Genomic DNA, 17,382 nt, shown 5'->3' on the forward strand with positions numbered 1-17,382 from the left:
ATATTATGAGTGTTTTAATTATTGTTTTCCTAACGGCAGTTATTGCGTTATTTTCAGGAGTTTTTGAACAGGGAAAATTCGCAAGATACATTGGGATTTTAGGATTGATCGTTGCTTTATATGTAAGCTTCTTACCTGAATGTGCTTTTTTCGAAAAGTACAGACACATGTATGAATATACTGCAAATACAGCGTTATTTACCAAAATATCTATTGTAACAACCTTATTGTTATTCTTTCTGGGAGGTTTTGCGTTCAGTAACCACAGAAGCCACCAGTCGGAATTATATGCACTGATGCTTTTTGCATTATGCGGAGGAATTATTCTTTTTGGATTCCAGAATATGGTAACCCTTTTCTTGGGAGTAGAAATTCTTTCCATCCCGCTGTATGTAATGGCTGGTGCCAACAAAACTGATTTAAGATCAAACGAAGCTTCAATCAAGTATTTCCTGATGGGTGCATTTGCAACAGGTTTCTTACTGTTCGGGATTGCATTTATTTACGGAAGTACCGGAAGTTTTGATTTATATAAGATCCAGGATTTCGGAGTTAAAAATCCTAAAGACGTTATGTTCATTTTAGGAGTTCTTCTCATTCTTTGCGCACTGGCTTTCAAAGTAGCATTGGCACCTTTCCACATGTGGAGTCCTGATGTATATTATGGAGCCCCTTCACTGATCACTGCATTTATGGCGAGTGTGGTAAAGATCTCAGGGTTCTTTGCTTTATTCAGATTAATGACCATCGGATTTGGAGGCGTTACTGAAGAATGGATCAATGTATTTGGCGTATTCCTGATTATTACATTGCTTTTAGCCAACGTTATGGGGCTTGCTCAGACCAATGCAAAAAGGATGCTGGCCTACTCTTCGGTTTCCCATGCAGGATACATCGGATTGGTTTTCTTCGGAATGACTAGCCTTTCTACTTATAATTTGGCATTTTATTTATTTGCTTATGCTTTATCAACGGTAGGAGTTTTCATGTGCTTGATTTATGTTGAAAAGTTAAAAAGAGAAACTTCTTTCGGAGCTTTCAAAGGATTGGCAAAATCTGAACCTCTGCTGGCAACAGTTGCAGCGATCTCCATGCTTTCAATGGCAGGAGTTCCACTAACAGCCGGTTTCATGGGGAAATTTGCTTTATTCTCTCAGGCAATGAATTCAACGCACGGAGTTTTCTTAGTATTAGTCGCTGTGCTGGGTTCTGCAGTATCTATTGCATACTATTTAAGATTAATTATCTCAATGTTTTTCTTCAAAGAAACAACATTCAAATCTTCAGAAAAAGTAACGCTTACTTACAATATTGTAGCGGTATTTGTCATTGCATCAATTATTCTGTTGGGTATCTTCCCAGATCTATTTGCAAGACAGTTCGGATTATAAAATCTCAATATAAAATATATAGAAGCACAACTTTTCAGTTGTGCTTTTTTATGCTATAATGAAAATATCAATAATTAAAAAAAGTGCATATTGATAGTTTAACAATTTTAAGTTGAAAAAATTAAATCAATTTAAAATAAAACAAACTTTCATCAAACACATAAGCAATAAGTAAGTACATTATCATCAAATAACACTAAAAAATGAGAATATTACACATAAATGCATGAAAAATTTAAAATAATACATTTGTTTTAAATAAACAAAATTGATATTATAATGAAGACCCATATCTGCATTGCTGCCACGTTTTTTCTATGTTCAACAACCTTATTTCAGGCACAGGAACAAGATTCTATCACCTCAACCACAGAAAAAAAGATAGATGAAGTTGTCATGGTAGGAACCAGAGCAGCTCCAAGATCCAGCGTCTCCACACCTCTTCCAATTGACAACATAGATGCTTCTGTTATTCAGTCTTCAGGACATAATTCCGTTGGCCAGGCGCTACAATATAGAATTCCTTCTTTTAATTCTACCAGTGCGGCAGTTCAGGATGCAACCTCACTATTGGATCCCTTTGAAATACGAAATTTAGGATCATCCCGGACCCTGATTCTAATTAATGGAAAAAGAAAAAATCAATCTTCCCTGATTTTCACGCAGAATACAATTGGAAAAGGAGAAACAGGTGCCGATCTTTCTTCAATTCCACCTATTGCCATCAAGAAAATAGAAATCCTGAGAGACGGGGCTTCCGCACAATATGGCTCTGATGCAATAGCCGGTGTAATCAATGTTATATTAAAGGATAAAATCAACTTTACAGAAATCAATACCAACCTTGGATTATATTCCAAAGGTGATGGCTTTTCGCAAAATCTCAGCGTTATTACCGGTTCCACATTCAAAAATGGCGGCTTTATAACCTTCTCCACCAATCTGCAAAACAACGATTATGCCTACAGAAGCGGAAAGGTAAATGCCTATTGGGAAGCACAGACCTTCGGAGCCGACCAAAGTGTGGTTGATGCCTATCTGACTGAATATCCGGATGCCCAAAATAAAAATGCCTCCCCTAAAAAAAGCAGTATCAGTTTTCTCATCAATACATCCATCCCCCTCTCTGAGAGCACCAATATTTACGCAAATGCTTCCTTTGCTACTAAAAAGGTGAATAGTTTTGCCAATCACAGAGCTCCCTACTGGGTCGATCCTGCCAATGTCTTAAATGCTCCGGCCGGTTTTACCCCTTCATTTATAGGAGACCTTACTGATTATGGAGGAACATTTGGCTATAAAACCAAAACAGCTAGCGAATGGATAGTAGATCTCAGTGCCACTTTTGGCGGAAACAAAATCCTGTACACAGTAGGAAATACGTTTAATGCAGCGCTGGGAACTTCCAGTCCGATCAATTTCAAACCGGGAGGTTTCAGGTTTAACAATATTGTGGGTAACTTGGATGTTTCTAGAAGATTCTCAGAGCATTTTGCTTTGGCATTCGGATCTGAAGCCAGGAGAGAAGAGTATGAGATCTATGCAGGAGATCCCGCTTCCTACTTCCAGACCGGTGCCATCTCTTTCCCGGGATCCCTACCGGAAAACTCAGGAACGTTTTCAAGATATAATATAGGAGCCTATGTGGATGCAGCATTCGATATTTCTGATGCCACCTCTTTTAACGCTACAGCCCGTTTCGAAAACTATAGCGATTTTGGAAATGCATTGATCTGGAAAATAAGTGCCAGACAGAATATTATAGGAAAAAAACTAGTACTAAGAGGATCTGTTTCTACAGGATTCAAAGCTCCTACCCTTCAGCAGGTTTATCTTTCTACTGTACAGAACGTTTTTTCAAATGGTAAAGTAGTCGCAGAAGGACTGTTTAATAACGTTGGTAAAGAAGCAAAAGCTATAGGTATTCCTAAACTTGATGCTGAAAAATCTTTGAATTTTACTCTGGGCTTAGGTATTCAACCTAACAAAAATTTCTTAATAACGGTAGACGGATATCTTATCAATGTGTATGACAGAATACTATTGAGCTCAAGAATGAATGATAAAGCTACAATTTTAGACCCTCTAGCCAAAATTGGAGTCAACAATATCACTTCTGCAAGTTTCTTCATCAATGGTGTAGATACAAGAACTATAGGGCTTGATATTGTTGCCAATTACAAAAATATCCACTGGTTATCCGGTAAATTCGGTCTTAACCTGGCTATGAATATGAACCATTCCCGCATTACAAAGAGTTCGGATAAACTGAACGGCCTTAATCTGGTAGCACCATTTAACAGAACTGAAGAAGCTTTAGCTACCACTTCAAGACCTGCTTTAAAAACTGTCTTAGGGATAGATTACACTATCAAGAACTGGAATATTTCTCTTAACAATACCTTATTTGGCAAAGCTATATTTGCCAACAGCGGTATGCCGGGAGCCAATCTGGCGTGGAATGATCCTATAGCCGACCAACAATCTTATTTAAGATTTGATCCCAGAATTACCACAGATATTATGTTCAGCTATATGATCAATGATAAAAATACCGTCAATTTCGGGGTACTGAACGTATTTAATATTTTACCCAAATGGAAATTATTAAGAATGCCGGCAGACAAAACATATGACGAAATTTACAATACGGTAACCTTCAATGGAAGATATCCCCAATCCAGCTACGATGCCCAACATTTCAGCATATTCGGGACTCAATTTGTTTTAGGATATTCCCTTAAATTCTAATTACTGCAAACCACTTATCTTTAAAGAACAAAAGGCTTCTTCCATCATTGGAAGGAGTCTCTTTGTTGTTAATCTTTTAAAAATAAATTTATATTAACCTGAATTCAGATTAAGAAACTAAGATTAAGAGGCTGGAAATTATTATTAAATTGGATAATTCTTACAGTTATCATAGAATTGGATTAACTAACCCTTAAACACTAATTAAATCCGGTTGTAACTGCTTTTCAGATTTCAATAACTTTTCTCTTGCTCAAGCTACTTTACTTTACCAAAACAGAAATATTTTATCCCGAATTCAGTCCAAGAAAATAACAAAAGCTCTTATAAACATAGCTTTCACCAATTTGCAATACAGTTGGAAGTTATCTTTTTTTCATAACTTTACTTTAAATTTCAGCCCTTGGCCAACCTTTACAAAAAAGACGCTCCCTTTCAGGTTCTTATATCATTCAAAAAATATTTGGATGTTCTGGAACATATCCGTTATAATGACCGTCTGGAATACCGTGTCAATTATGCTGAATCTTTAATCGAAAGGACAAGAAAATTTCCGGAGCTAAGAGACGGATTCCAGGATGAAAGCCTTCTCGAAAAACATGAAGACCTCATCAGACAGCTGCTTGCAGACCTATTTCCTACCGGTCTTACACGCAATGAAATCAAAGCAGCAAGTGTTCCGCTTTCCAAAACTACGTTCAACTATACCGAAAGATTTAAAGGTATACTTAAAGATGCCGGAAAGGACTTTGAAATAGAGCTGAGGAATATCGGTGACGATGAATTCTATGTATTCTGCTGCTGTCTCATCCTGCAGAGCTATTTCAAAAGAGACATCAAAAGCACCATGCCTCTTTATTATGATATCCCGAACAGGCTGGGAATCATGAAACATTATAAGATCACAGTCAATTCAGATTTTACAGAGGTTTATCCTACTGAAGACGCAAAAATTCCAACGGATGATGTGCTGGATATGCTGTTGGAAAACCTGGACGATTTTAAGCTTTGGAAAAAATATTTCCCTCCAAAATCATGGGTTTTAAAAGGCTTTACTATTGTTTCCCTAGTAGACTGTACTTCTGAAGTGGCCCTGTCCGACCTTAAATCGAGCATGATAGAAATTGATCCGGAGGATTTGAGCCCGGATGAAAATCTTGTTGAAATTTTCAAATCTTATTTCGATGTCCCGGAGCTTAATTTCGGGCTCATGCTTTTCGATAAGAAAGATCAGAAACTCGGCAGGCTTCCGATCTACGAAAATGTTTTCACACATCATGTCCTGGATTTCTGGATCAATGCATTTGACGAGGAAACCCGGAAAAGTACATTTACCAATTTAAATCATAATTCCAAACCGATTGTCATCTCGAATGTCGACAAACTGGATGACAACATCAAGGAACTTCCTTCTTTCAGTATTTTAAGGAACAACAATATCAACAGCTTCATGGTGATTCCAATCATGAAAGATAACGAGCTTTTGGCCATTATGGAATTTACATCTCCGCAAGCCAACAGTTTCAACGGTTTAAAGCTGAAAAAAATGGAATTTTTCACCGATATGATCCTGTTTTCCCTGAACAGATTCAGCTTTGAAAAAAACTACCAGATAGAAGCCATCATCCAGCGTGAATACACCTCCATCCACGACAGTGTGGTATGGAAATTCAGGAACGAAGCCGAAAAATATTTCAATGCTTCGCTGGGGAAAAAAATGTACACGCTGAAACAGATCTCCTTCAAAAACCTGACCCCACTGTTCGGGTTCTCGGATATCCGTTCCTCTTCAGAGAAGCGCTTTAATCTGATGCTTGAAGACCTCAACCAGCAGCTTGAAAGTCTTCATGATATTTTCACACTCATCAATTCTGATTCAGAAAAATACCTTCTGGCTCTTGATGTTTTTGAAAATGAGCTAAACAACGAGATCAAAGCTGATACGGAACAGCGCCTTCAAAGATTTTTGAGAGAGGAAATCCATCCTTATCTTCAGGGGAAACTTGAGCTGAAAACGGACAGGGAAATAAAAAATAAAATCAAAGACTATTTTGTACAGGTTTTTACTCAGACCGATCTATTTTATGCCAACAGAAAAAATTTAGATGATTCTATAACGCTGGTCAACAGGAAGCTTGCCGATATGCTGGATGAAAGCCAGGTGAAAGCCCAGCAGATCTTTCCGCACTATTATGAGAGGTTTAAATCCGATGGTGTAGAACACAATCTGTATATCGGGCATAATATTGCTCCGGATCTCAGCTATACCTCCAAAGTGGTCCACAAATTAAGGTACTGGCAGCTGAAGACAATCTGCAATATGGAACGCGAATTCCAGACTTTTAAAAAAAGCCTGCCGATACAGCTTGATATTGCCTCATTGCTTTTTGTCTATAACGAAAAGATAGATATCCGCTTCAGGATGGATGAAAAGCGTTTTGATGTAGACGGCGCCTACAATTCGTATTATGAAATTGTAAAAAAACGTCTGGATAAAGCCCATGTCAAAGACTCTTCAGAAAGAATTACCTGTCCGGGAAAAATTACCATCGTTTATTTCGGTATGGAAAACCAGAAAGAATACCTGGAATACATCAATAAGCTTCAGAAAAAAGAAATTCTGCAGAATGATATAGAGTTTTTAAAAGTAGAGGATTTGCAGGGAATTACGGGATTGCTGGCATTGAGGGTTTCTTTGACCCAAGATCAATCAATAAAATAAGAATCCGGCTTTTTCAGTTCACCCTGTGGTATTCCTGCCTGCTCGAAAATAGAATACTCAATTGTTCTGCACATGCTGTTCAGGGCAAGATCGTTTTCCTCCTCTCCAAACGGCTCACCGATTTCCTGGATAATAGCATCCAGCGCAATGAATGTATAGCTGATCAGCAAAACAATTAAAGGCATCATCCAGCCCAGACTGTCCACCAACCCGAAAGGCAACCAGAAACAATACAGATAAACCGTACGGTGAAGCAGCACACTGTAAGCAAAAGGTAAAGGCGTATTGTAAATTCTCTCACATCCTCCTGAAATATTGGAAAACTGGTTCAGCTGGTGATCCATAGAGGTCATAACGATCGTATCAATATTTCCTTTCTGCCGCTGTTCATTCAGCCAGTCTGCAATAAAACCCAGGATAATGCCGGGGATAAATTTTTTATCTTTTAGCAGCCTTGTATGTTCCGGAGAAAGAAGTCTCGTTAAATGTTCTGTGCCCGATTTGTCTCTCAGCTGATCATTCAGGGACCAGCAGAATGCCGAAACCATTTTGATGATCTTTTCTTTTTCCTCCTTAGCCTCGGGTGAAGGATCATTTACCAATGAAAGAATCTGTCTTGTAAAAGATCTTGTTTCAATCACCAATAGACCCCACAGCTTGCGGCCTTCCCAGAAGCGGTCATAGCTTGCGGAATTGCAGAATCCCATGAAAATAGCCAATGCAAGACCGATCAGCGTAAAAATAGTAGGATTAAGATGTACTTTATAATCGAAAATTTTTCCTTTAAAAGAATAAATTAGCAGTGAAAATATTAAAATAACACCCAGCTGGACAACAATTTTCTTCAATACGGATCCTCTCCATATAAACAGCATTTTCAGCCAATTGGTACGTTGCCTTACAATCATTTTTATCTATTTATTAAAGTGAAAGAAAAGCATACGCAAAAGAAAGTACGGAAATAATAATTCCTGCCATAAATATTTTATAGGTTACAGATAAAAGCTTGTATTTTCTGTCAAGAACTTTCCCCAGGAAATACAGGTCCTTCACCATAGAATCATAGATATAATCTCTGTCCTTAATGAGATCCTTCATGGCATCATGATAGTCATTAAACAGCATTTGATGAAAGTTTCCAAAAAAGAGCAGGTTTACTTTTCTGTCCGCAATATCCTGAGCTGTAAAATTCGTTTTGGTCACATTCGGTTTTGTAGACAGGATCGCAAATATAATGGTCAGAACACTTGAAGTAAGCAGGATAAAACTCGGAATGATAAGGTGTGCATTCTTTGGAGTATCCAGTTTGGGAACCAATACGGAAAGACAGACTGAAATAATGATGGCATTAACCGAAAGAAGAATATTCGCTTTACTGTCAGCAATATCACTCAGTCTTGTATGATTGTTCAGCGTTACTCTGAATAGCGTGTCTACACTGCGGTCAGATTTGGGCTCTTTGGGCTCTTTCTTATTATTATCTGTGTTTTCTTTTTTATCCTCTTCCTTTTCAAGCTTCTTTTCTATTTTCCTGATGTTTTTCTTTTTCAGAGGTTCCCAGTTTTCCTTTGCATATTCTGTGTAATAATGGTGCTTATCTTTAAGCATTTCAAGATTCCCGGCGTTCCATTCGTCATTGGAAAAACATCTTACGTTAGTAAGTTCCCATTCTTTTCTGAGCGCATCGGAAATATCACTATAATCATAGCTGGCAAAATGACTGCAGTCTGCATCTTTTACAATCTTCTCCAGAAGGTTCTGCGGTTCATGCGTAATTTTAGTGGCCAGAATCAATTGAGAAACATCCTCAATAAAGCTTTCAGAATAATTTTCCTGCTTCAGGAAATCAGTGAGGATGGCTACTCCTTTTTCTTCATGATTCTGGGCACATTCTATATAGCCCGTATCATGAAACCACAGTGCCAAAAGTACCTTTTCCTGATCCTCTTTGGAAACAGGTGTATTTCGCATGATCTCTTCGGCCTTGTTTACCGTATAGGTCGTGTGAATAAAATTATGATAAAAGTATACAGAAGATAACTTATCTTTGAATAAGATTTCTACATAATCTTTAGCTTTGTGTAAAATATTCATCCCTGAATTTTTGTTAATGTAAATTTATGAATTTATCCTTTAAAACTCATTTAAAAAAAACTTCTATTGCCTTTAGAGCTGTATTGTCTGCAGGAGTTCTCTATTCGTGCGCTACATATAACGTAAAAAAGGGTAAAAACTTATTTGAAGTCAACAATTCTGATGTAAAATCTGAGAATGATTTTAAAATTTTCCTGATCGGAGATGCAGGAAATGCAGATGAGCCCCAGGCGCAGCACACCTTAAATTTACTTAAAAGCAAACTGGACTCGGCAGACAGCAATTCTATGCTGATCTTCCTGGGGGATAATATCTATCCCAACGGATTGCCGAAAGAATCTGACAAAGATTATGCACTGGCAAAACAAAAACTGGAAAATCAGCTTGCCATTACCAAAAATTTCAAAGGAAAAACGCTTGTTATTCCCGGAAACCATGACTGGAAAAGTGGTATGGATGGATTAAAAGCACAGGAAGATCTTGTGAAAGCCTATTTCAACGACAAAAAAGCTTTTCTCCCTAAAAATTCATGCGGTATTGATGATATTAATCTATCAAAAGATATAAAGCTCATTGTCATAGACACCAAGTGGGCACTGGTAAACTGGGATCAATATCCCGGGATCAATAAAAACTGTACGATCAAAACCCGCGAAGATTTTTTTATAGAATTTAAAGATCTCGTTACCAAAAATCAGGATAAAAAGATCATTGTAGCCTTGCACCATCCTGTGATCAGCAGCGGAACACATGCAGGATTCAATTCTGCAAAATCACATCTTTATCCACTGAAAAGTAAGGTTCCCGTACCGGTTGTTTCAAGTTTGATCAATATTCTGAGGAGTTCTTCCGGAGCAAGTCTGGAGGACATCAACAATCAACATTATGCAGATCTGGCCAACAGGCTAAAAAGCATTGTTCAGGATAAGGAAAATATTATTTTTGTATCGGGGCATGATCATAATCTGCAATACCATGAAGAAAGGAATATCAGACAGATCATCAGCGGTGCAGGATCCAAAACAGATCCCTCTACTATTGCTGAAAAAACCGATTTCTCTTACGGAGGAAGTGGGTTTGCCGTTCTGAATATCAGAAAAGACCAGAGCACAGATGTCGAATATTTTTCAACAAAAGATAACAGCATTAAAAAGCTTGCCCATATTTCTGTAATCTCGAAACCGGATGTTTTTGTGAATAATTATCCAAAAGATTTTCCGTCTACAGCTACTTCAAGTATCTATCCCGTAAAGCTTACCAGAAAAGGACCGGTTTACCGTTGGCTCTGGGGCGAGCATTACAGGAAATATTACGGAATTCCAATTGAAGCGCCTACAGCAGATCTCGCTTCACTGAATGGCGGTTTTATTCCTTTCAGAGAAGGCGGAGGAAACCAGTCGAACAGTTTGAGGCTGAAAGCAGCAGACGGACAGGAATTTGTCATGCGAGGTGTGAAAAAGAGCGCAGTACGTTTTCTGAATAATATGGCCTTCAAAAAAAGCACTTTCGGGAATGAGCTGAATAACACATTTCCTGAAAAGTTCCTGCTAGATTTTTACACCACCAGCCATCCGTTTACCCCTTTTTCGGTAGGAAATATGGCTGATAAACTGGGTATTTTTCATAGCAATCCGAAATTATACTACATTCCCAAGCAATATACTTTAGGTGAGTATAATAAAAATTATGGCGATGAAATGTACATGATCGAGGAGCGATTTTCTGCTGATCCTAAAACGCTGGCTTCGCTGGAGAACGCTAAAGACATTGTTTCTACGGATGATGTTCTGAAAAATTTCACTAAAAATTATAAATATTCCGTAGACCGCGAATCATATATACGAGCAAGGATTTTTGATATGCTGATCGGAGATTGGGACAGGCATTCAGATCAATGGAAATGGGCAGAATACCAGGATGGCGATAAAGTTGTTTACAAACCTATCCCGAAGGACAGAGACCAAGCCTTCAGCCGGTATGACGGCGCTGCTTTCAAGCTTATTATGAATGTTCCGGCTATCCGTCATATGAAGACTTTTAAAGAAGAGATCAAAAATGTAAAATGGATGAATATGGAGCCGTATCCGCTGGATCTTATTTTCTTGAAAGGGGCAACCCAGGAAGAATGGACCGCACAGGCAAAGTATATCCAGGAACATCTTACGGATGCTGATATTGACGATGCATTCGTTAATCTTCCTAAAGAAGTAAAAGATGAGACCATTGCCGATATCCAACGTAAATTAAAAATCAGAAAAACAAAACTTCAGGATTATGCTGCCCAATATTATGATGTGCTTCAGGAAAAAGTTTCTCTTGCCGGAACAGTGAATCCTGATAAATTCGTTATTACAAAAACAGCCAATTCCATCAACGTAAAGCAGTATAAATTAGACAAAAACAAAGAAAATCCTGAATTGGTTTTTGAAAAAACATACGAAGATTCTAAAACAAAAGAACTCTGGATCTATGGTCTTGAAGATGATGATATTTATGAAGTATCAGGGGATGGAAGGCCTAAGACGAACATCAGGCTGATTGGTGGTTACAACCATGATATCTATAATATTGCTGACGGAAAAGGTGTAAGGATTTATGATTTTAAAAGTCAGAAAAACACATACAACGGCTCCGCAACCAAAAATATATCTGATGATTACGATATCAACACCTACAATTATAAGCATCCGAAATATAATTTCTTTGCCGGATACCCGAATGCAGATTACAACCCGGATGACGGCGTGATCTTAGGTGTTCTGGCTAATTATACGGTTAATAATTTCATCCGTGCTCCTTACACTCAAAAGCATAGCCTTAAAGTTAATTTTTATACAGCAACCGGAGGTTTTAACGCAGTTTATAAAGGAATTTTCAAAAAAGCAATATCCGGATGGGATTTCAATCTTGATGCAGCCTATACCACTCCCCGCTTTTCCGAAAATTTCTTCGGGCTTTCCAACGAAAGTAAATATGATAAGGAAAATACGGAAAGGGAATACAACAGAGCAAGAATTTCCAAGCTCAATTTTGCCCCATCTATCTCTAAGAAAAGCTGGATGAATCTTCAGCATCAGTTCCAGCTGACCTTTGAGGATAATAAGGTGCAGAAAAACGGTGACCGTTTTGTAGACCAGTCGTCCGATGTGAGACCTGAAGTTTTCAAAAGCCAGCAGTTTGCAGGGGCCAATTATACATTCAGCTTCAAAAATTTAGATAATAATGCCTTTCCTACTTTAGGACTTGAATTATTAATGAATGCAGACTGGAGAACCAATTTATCCAATACTGACAAAAATTTCTTCACTCTGAACGGAACGTTGGCAATAGACCACAGGCTTGACAAAAAAGGACATTTTGTTTTTGCAAATTCCAGCAATGCCATGTGGATCAGCAATAATAACTTTGAATTCTATCAGGCCGCGAGTATTGGTGGCAATAATGGAATGAGGGCTTTCCGGAATAACAGATTTTCAGGGAAATCTTATTTTACCAATAATTCTGAGATCCGCTGGGACTTCGGAAGGGTAAGAAACAATATCGTTCCGGCCAATATGGGAGTTCTGATTGGGTATGACCTGGGACGTGTGTGGAATGATAATGAGGATTCCAAGAAGTGGCATCAGTCTGTAGGAGCAGGATTCTGGATTAGCGTTGTAGAAATGTTTTCCGCAAGGCTGAATTATTTCCATGGTTCTGACGGAGGAAGGATATCTGCCGGTGTAGGAATGACTTTTTAAAATTTTCCACTTTCTCATTGATCCTTTAAATACTACATTTAACCAGATAGAAAAAGATTTTATTAAAACGTAAAAGAGGGACAGTTCTTTGTCCCTCTTTATTTTATAGTTAATGTATTTAAGTTTAAAACTAAAATTTTTAAACCTGTTGCAGTTATAGTTATTTAGCTTTGGAATTAAATTCAAACCTGAAAACATTTCCGCCCATATCTTTATCTTTTTCGTCGGCAATCAGAAGGGTTTTATCATCCAAGAAAACAACAGCCTCTTTCTGAGAATTGTGATTTAACGGGATCTTTTCAATTGTTGAAGTATTGAAATTATCCGCTGTAAACCCGGCAAGTGCATGAATATTTTTGTGAGTAAGCAGAACAACCTTATCTTGGGTACTGTTCACAGCCGCCGAGGTAATGGCAGCGTCACTATACTTCCCTGCAAGTTTAAGTTTTCCTATTAACTTGGCTTCAAAATTACCTTCTTTATTGGGAACCTGGAATACAAGGAAAGTTCCGTCAAAACCTTTGCTTCTGTTTTTAGTGAAAAGGTAGAAATTTCCATTCATCTCTACGAAAGCTTCACAGTCATACAGCCAGTTTGATTTCTTGGGTGGAAATTCGGTTTGCCCTTCGTAATGAAATTTTGTTGTCTGAACAGCTTTTGTTGTTTTTTGGGAGGCATCCTTCAAGTCCAGTTTTAAAATTGCCAGATTCTGCCTGTTATTGTCATTATTTCCAAAATCCCCAAGGTAAATATTTCCCTGAGTATCTTTGGTAATATCTTCCCAGTCATTGTTTTCAGCATTTTCTACCAGAACATCAGCTATCAGTTTACCCTGCTTATCCAGACCGTAAACTACATTTTTATTGCCTTGGTCTTCTATAGCCCAAATGGTATTTTTATCCTGAGACAGAACGATTCCTGAAACTTCTTTTAATTTTTTAGGCAAGGAAAATTCCACTGCCAATTCATCGGTTTTAGGAGTATCCTGAGCTTTCGGATTACAGCTCCATAATAAAAAAGCGGATAAGGTAAGAATACGCAGCATAGTTATTTTTTTAATTTTTTAAACTGAAAATACGAGTACCGTATATTTTTCTCTAAGTTATTAATAATCTGCTGATGATAAAGAAAAAAACCGGCTGCCAAACCGATCAGACTTCCGATGATGGTATCCAGCAGTCTTGCATGCATCAGATTTTCTACATTATGATGCACCAGACTTCCGGTTTCCGTCAAAAGGATCGTCAATGGTGTTATAAATATCACCGCAAAACCATAATTCCTTACAATAAGCAGCTCTATAATAAACTGGAGTACTGTAATAATGATGATCATCTCTATTTTGGCAGGATCAAACAGCAGGATAAGCCATGCAAAACCTATTCCAATAAAGGTTCCCAGAATCCGGTGCATATTCCGTTGACGGACATGTTCAAAATTCCGTCCCTGTATAATAGCTACAGCAGCAATGGAAATCCAATAGGTATTTTCAAATTTAAGGAGATGTCCGATCATCAGGGTCAACATCATAAAGAAACCGATAATACTGCTTTCTACAAATTTGGTATACCTTCTTTTATTAAACCTTCTCCTCCTTGGAATGGCTAAAACATCTCCTTTCTCTATAAAAACAGAGTACAGAAAAGCAAATGTGCATGATAAAATTGCACCCATAGCCACCAGCCCTACTCTTGTTGGAATCATTTCCAGATCAAACTGATACGTACTTGCCATGGCAGCCATCATGATAAAGAAAAAATTTCCCGGCGGAGGCACTTTAAAATAAGAAGTTATAAAGTGTGCCAGAAAAGATACAATCCCCAAAGACAAACCCGCTGTATAAGCATTAAAGCTGAAAAACAAGCTTATGGTAAAGGAAAAAACCATCCCGAATGCACAAACCGCCAGATGCACCATCCGTTGTGTGATTGGCGCTGAAGTGAAATATAAAATCGTGAGGGCTCCCAAGCTCGACAAACTGCCGTAATTGGGTTTTCCTGAAAAATAACCGATAAAAAGGCAGCTTCCTATACAAAGCGCCGCAAGGAATGGGAAATGCCATTTCCTTTCTGTTTTTTTGAACTCCATCAGATACTGGAATCTATGGTGTACGGAACGCGGTACCTTCATCTTATGACATCTGTTTCGCTTTCTCCCACAACACATCCATTTCCTCCAAAGAGAGGTCCGCAAGTTTTAGATCAGACTCTTCTGCCAGCACTTCCATTTTCTGGAACCTTGAGATAAATTTTATATTGGTCTTTTCCAGAGCAGAATCCGGGTTCAGTCCTGAAATTCTTGCATAGTTGATCAGTGAGAAAAATACATCTCCTAATTCCAATTCTTTTTTATCTAAATCAGTCTCAGCATGAAATTCCTGAATCTCTTCATCTACTTTTTTCCAGGCATCTTCCGCATCGTGAAATTCAAACCCGATTCCTTTTACCTTATCCTGAATCCTGTAGGCTTTTACCAAGCTTGGAAGGCTCTTTGGAACACCGCCCAAAATAGATTTATTCCCTTCTTTCAGCTTTAGCTTTTCCCAGTTCTGCTTTACTTCTTCTTCATCTTTCACCTCTGTATCGCCATAAATATGGGGATGACGGAAGATCAGTTTTTCATTCAAAGAATTGATGACATCTGCAATATCGAAACTTTCTTTCTCCGATCCTATTTTAGAATAAAAAACAAGATGCAGCAAAACATCCCCCAACTCTTTTTTGATTTCCTGTAAATCTTCCTGCAGGATTGCATCTGAAAGCTCGTATGTTTCTTCAAGGGTCAAATGGCGGAGGGTCTGAAGGGTCTGCTTCTGATCCCACGGACATTTTTCACGCAAATCGTCCATGATGTCTAACAATCTTCCGAAGGCTTCTAGTTTTTCTTGTCTGGTATTCATAAATCGAAATTCAAAGTGATGCAAATTTAGGGGAAATCTTTAATTAAGCAGTTTTAATTTGACAATAACAAAAAAGCCCTGCCAAAAAAATTGGCAGGGCTTTATATTTTACAATTCAGGATAGATTATCCTTTCTTAGTATGTGTGCTTTTTGGAGCTGCTTTGGCTGCAGAAGTAGCTTTTACTTTTGGAGTTGCAGGCTTTTCTGCTTTTGGAGCTGCTTTTTTAGGAGCCTCTTTTTCAATGCTTACTTCTTCCTGGGCACCATCCAATGTTTCAGGTTCTGCTTTTACGAAGCTCTCCGGAGTAATATATCCAGCTTTCTGAAGAAGGTTATACCACTGAGCCAGTTTCTTGATATCTGAAGCATATACTCTTTCTGTATCATAGTTAGGAAGAGAAGCCGTCATGAAATCTTTTAGAACCTCGTCAGAAGATTTGTGAGAAATCGTTTCTTTATAATCGTAGTTTTTAGCAATATTTTCAAAAACCTCAAACAAAGGAACTTCTTTATCAAATGTAAACATTGCGATATTATCCAATAAGCTTACCTGACTTGAATTCCCAATGCTTACTTTTTTCTTAGTCGTAACATCTTCAATGATAAAACCGTTTCTTAATTGAGAAACTAATTTGAAAAGTCCTGGCTTTCCAGAAATTGAAATTATTTTTTCTAACAGCATAATTTTATTTTTTGTAAATTCTGCAATCAGCACGGGGCTTTTTGCTGTTTATTATTTTGTTTTTTAATCCTTGTTTAAATTACTTTGGAAATCTCATTTTATAGCTGATGCTTACATCACCCTGTGAGATTTTTGCCAGTTTACCTTTTACGAGTTTCTTTTTCAGTACGCTCAGATGATCGGTAAACAGCACGCCTTCAATATGATCATATTCATGCTGAATTACGCGGGCTCTAATATCGGAAAAAGTTTCTGTATGTTTCACAAAATTTTCGTCATAATATTCAATAACGATCGTTCCTTTTCTCTTCACATCTTCTCTTACATCAGGAATGGAAAGGCATCCTTCATTGAATTTCCATTCTTCTCCGGATTCCTCAAGAATCCTTGCATTAATGAAAACTTTTTTAAACTCAGCCAGTTCGTCTTTGATATCCTCATAATCCTCGTCATCTGCAAGTGGCGTCACATCAATCACGAACAGGCGTAAATCCAACCCGATTTGCGGTGCTGCAAGTCCTATGCCATTCGCACTGTACATCGTTTCGAACATATTATCTATAAGTTCCTGTAAACCGGGATAATCTTTGTCTATATCTTTTCCCACTTTTCTTAAAACAGGATCCCCAAAAGCTCTTATTGGTAAAATCATCTTATTCTTTGTTCTAAAAAATTCTGCAATATAATCGTTGCGCTTACTTTATCTATTAATCCTTTTTCCTGTCTCTTTTTTTTGCTCTTTCCACTTTGGGAGATAAAAAAAGAAGCCATTTTAGAGGTGAATCTTTCATCTAAGCGGTGAACTGTGATATCAGAAAATTCTTTCTGAAATTCTTCAACGAATTTTAAAATATCCGTCTCCACTTCGGAAACATTTCCTTTCAAATCTGTAGGAAGGCCAACTACCACATCATCCACTTTATTTTCGGTGAAATATTTTTTCAGGAATTCCATCAAAAACCGGGTCTCAACGGTATCTAAGCTGCTTGCAATAATCTGCATATCATCTGTTGCAGCGATACCGCAGCGTGCCTTTCCATAGTCTATTGCAAGGATCTGTCCCATAAGTGTGCAAATTTAGTAAAATTTAATGATTTTATTC

Annotated in this window: 12 protein-coding genes; 4 read left to right on the top strand and 8 right to left on the bottom strand. The window is 37.8% G+C overall.

Features of this window, described 5'->3' with window-relative positions:
• Positions 1-5 precede the first annotated feature (5 nt).
• The 3 genes from J2T03_RS09880 to J2T03_RS09890 all read left to right on the top strand — a co-directional run bounded on the left by J2T03_RS09880 (position 6) and on the right by J2T03_RS09890 (position 6,864).
• Complete coding sequence (locus tag J2T03_RS09880) at positions 6-1,391, top strand: NADH-quinone oxidoreductase subunit N (protein ID WP_306846574.1); 1,386 nt, start codon at positions 6-8, stop codon at positions 1,389-1,391.
• A gap of 279 nt (positions 1,392-1,670) precedes the next feature.
• A complete protein-coding gene (locus J2T03_RS09885; protein WP_307210992.1) occupies positions 1,671-4,142 on the top strand; it encodes a TonB-dependent receptor plug domain-containing protein in 2,472 nt (823 codons plus the stop codon).
• Between the two features lie 403 nt (positions 4,143-4,545).
• Positions 4,546-6,864 (top strand): GAF domain-containing protein, encoded by a 2,319-nt coding sequence (locus tag J2T03_RS09890; protein ID WP_307210993.1) that lies wholly within the window; start codon positions 4,546-4,548, stop codon positions 6,862-6,864.
• Here J2T03_RS09890 and J2T03_RS09895 read toward each other — a convergent pair.
• Positions 6,849-7,772, bottom strand: coding sequence for a bestrophin family protein (locus tag J2T03_RS09895; RefSeq protein ID WP_307210994.1), 924 nt, complete (start codon positions 7,770-7,772; stop codon positions 6,849-6,851). The two genes, J2T03_RS09890 and J2T03_RS09895, sit on opposite strands and share 16 nt — an antisense overlap.
• Before the next feature lie 13 nt (positions 7,773-7,785).
• Complete coding sequence (locus tag J2T03_RS09900) at positions 7,786-8,958, bottom strand: Pycsar system effector family protein (protein ID WP_307210995.1); 1,173 nt, start codon at positions 8,956-8,958, stop codon at positions 7,786-7,788.
• Positions 8,959-8,984: 26 nt separating this feature from the next.
• On the opposite strand from J2T03_RS09900, the gene J2T03_RS09905 reads away from it, so the two are divergent.
• Entirely contained in the window at positions 8,985-12,698 is a 3,714-nt protein-coding gene (locus J2T03_RS09905) for a metallophosphoesterase (protein ID WP_307210996.1), read from the top strand.
• 160 nt (positions 12,699-12,858) lie between these two features.
• Here J2T03_RS09905 and J2T03_RS09910 read toward each other — a convergent pair whose 3' ends face one another.
• From J2T03_RS09910 to ruvX, 6 genes are all read right to left on the bottom strand, one after another.
• The gene (locus J2T03_RS09910; RefSeq protein ID WP_307210997.1) at positions 12,859-13,743 is read right to left on the bottom strand and encodes a hypothetical protein; all 885 of its coding nucleotides are present in this window, start codon (positions 13,741-13,743) and stop codon (positions 12,859-12,861) included.
• A gap of 2 nt (positions 13,744-13,745) precedes the next feature.
• Positions 13,746-14,828, bottom strand: a complete 1,083-nt coding sequence (locus J2T03_RS09915; RefSeq protein ID WP_307210998.1) for an FUSC family protein — start codon at positions 14,826-14,828, stop codon at positions 13,746-13,748.
• A gap of 1 nt (position 14,829) precedes the next feature.
• Positions 14,830-15,597: a nucleoside triphosphate pyrophosphohydrolase gene (mazG, locus tag J2T03_RS09920; protein ID WP_307210999.1), complete on the bottom strand. Its 768-nt coding sequence runs from the start codon at positions 15,595-15,597 to the stop codon at positions 14,830-14,832.
• 125 nt (positions 15,598-15,722) lie between these two features.
• Positions 15,723-16,280, bottom strand: a complete 558-nt coding sequence (locus tag J2T03_RS09925; RefSeq protein WP_306846556.1) for a DUF5606 family protein — start codon at positions 16,278-16,280, stop codon at positions 15,723-15,725.
• A 79-nt stretch (positions 16,281-16,359) separates the two neighbouring features.
• Complete coding sequence (def, locus tag J2T03_RS09930) at positions 16,360-16,932, bottom strand: peptide deformylase (RefSeq protein ID WP_306846554.1); 573 nt, start codon at positions 16,930-16,932, stop codon at positions 16,360-16,362.
• The gene (gene ruvX / locus J2T03_RS09935; protein ID WP_307211001.1) at positions 16,929-17,345 is read right to left on the bottom strand and encodes a Holliday junction resolvase RuvX; all 417 of its coding nucleotides are present in this window, start codon (positions 17,343-17,345) and stop codon (positions 16,929-16,931) included. The genes def and ruvX overlap by 4 nt, the downstream gene beginning before the upstream one ends.
• Positions 17,346-17,382: the final 37 nt, after the last annotated feature.

It is taken from the genome of Chryseobacterium lathyri (assembly GCF_030812195.1).
Classification (GTDB): Bacteria; Bacteroidota; Bacteroidia; order Flavobacteriales; family Weeksellaceae; genus Chryseobacterium; species Chryseobacterium lathyri_A.

Bases quoted from the DNA above. Each gene is read 5' to 3' on its own strand.
- J2T03_RS09925 (WP_306846556.1), bottom strand. From the start codon at position 16,280: ATGCTGTTAGAAAAAATAATTTCAATTTCTGGAAAGCCAGGACTTTTC.
- mazG (WP_307210999.1), bottom strand. From the start codon at position 15,597: ATGAATACCAGACAAGAAAAACTAGAAGCCTTCGGAAGATTGTTAGAC.
- J2T03_RS09895 (WP_307210994.1), bottom strand. From the start codon at position 7,772: ATGATTGTAAGGCAACGTACCAATTGGCTGAAAATGCTGTTTATATGG.
- def (WP_306846554.1), bottom strand. From the start codon at position 16,932: ATGATTTTACCAATAAGAGCTTTTGGGGATCCTGTTTTAAGAAAAGTG.
- J2T03_RS09915 (WP_307210998.1), bottom strand. From the start codon at position 14,828: ATGAAGGTACCGCGTTCCGTACACCATAGATTCCAGTATCTGATGGAG.
- J2T03_RS09900 (WP_307210995.1), bottom strand. From the start codon at position 8,958: ATGAATATTTTACACAAAGCTAAAGATTATGTAGAAATCTTATTCAAA.
- J2T03_RS09905 (WP_307210996.1), top strand. From the start codon at position 8,985: ATGAATTTATCCTTTAAAACTCATTTAAAAAAAACTTCTATTGCCTTT.
- J2T03_RS09885 (WP_307210992.1), top strand. From the start codon at position 1,671: ATGAAGACCCATATCTGCATTGCTGCCACGTTTTTTCTATGTTCAACA.
- J2T03_RS09880 (WP_306846574.1), top strand. From the start codon at position 6: ATGAGTGTTTTAATTATTGTTTTCCTAACGGCAGTTATTGCGTTATTT.
- ruvX (WP_307211001.1), bottom strand. From the start codon at position 17,345: ATGGGACAGATCCTTGCAATAGACTATGGAAAGGCACGCTGCGGTATC.
- J2T03_RS09910 (WP_307210997.1), bottom strand. From the start codon at position 13,743: ATGCTGCGTATTCTTACCTTATCCGCTTTTTTATTATGGAGCTGTAAT.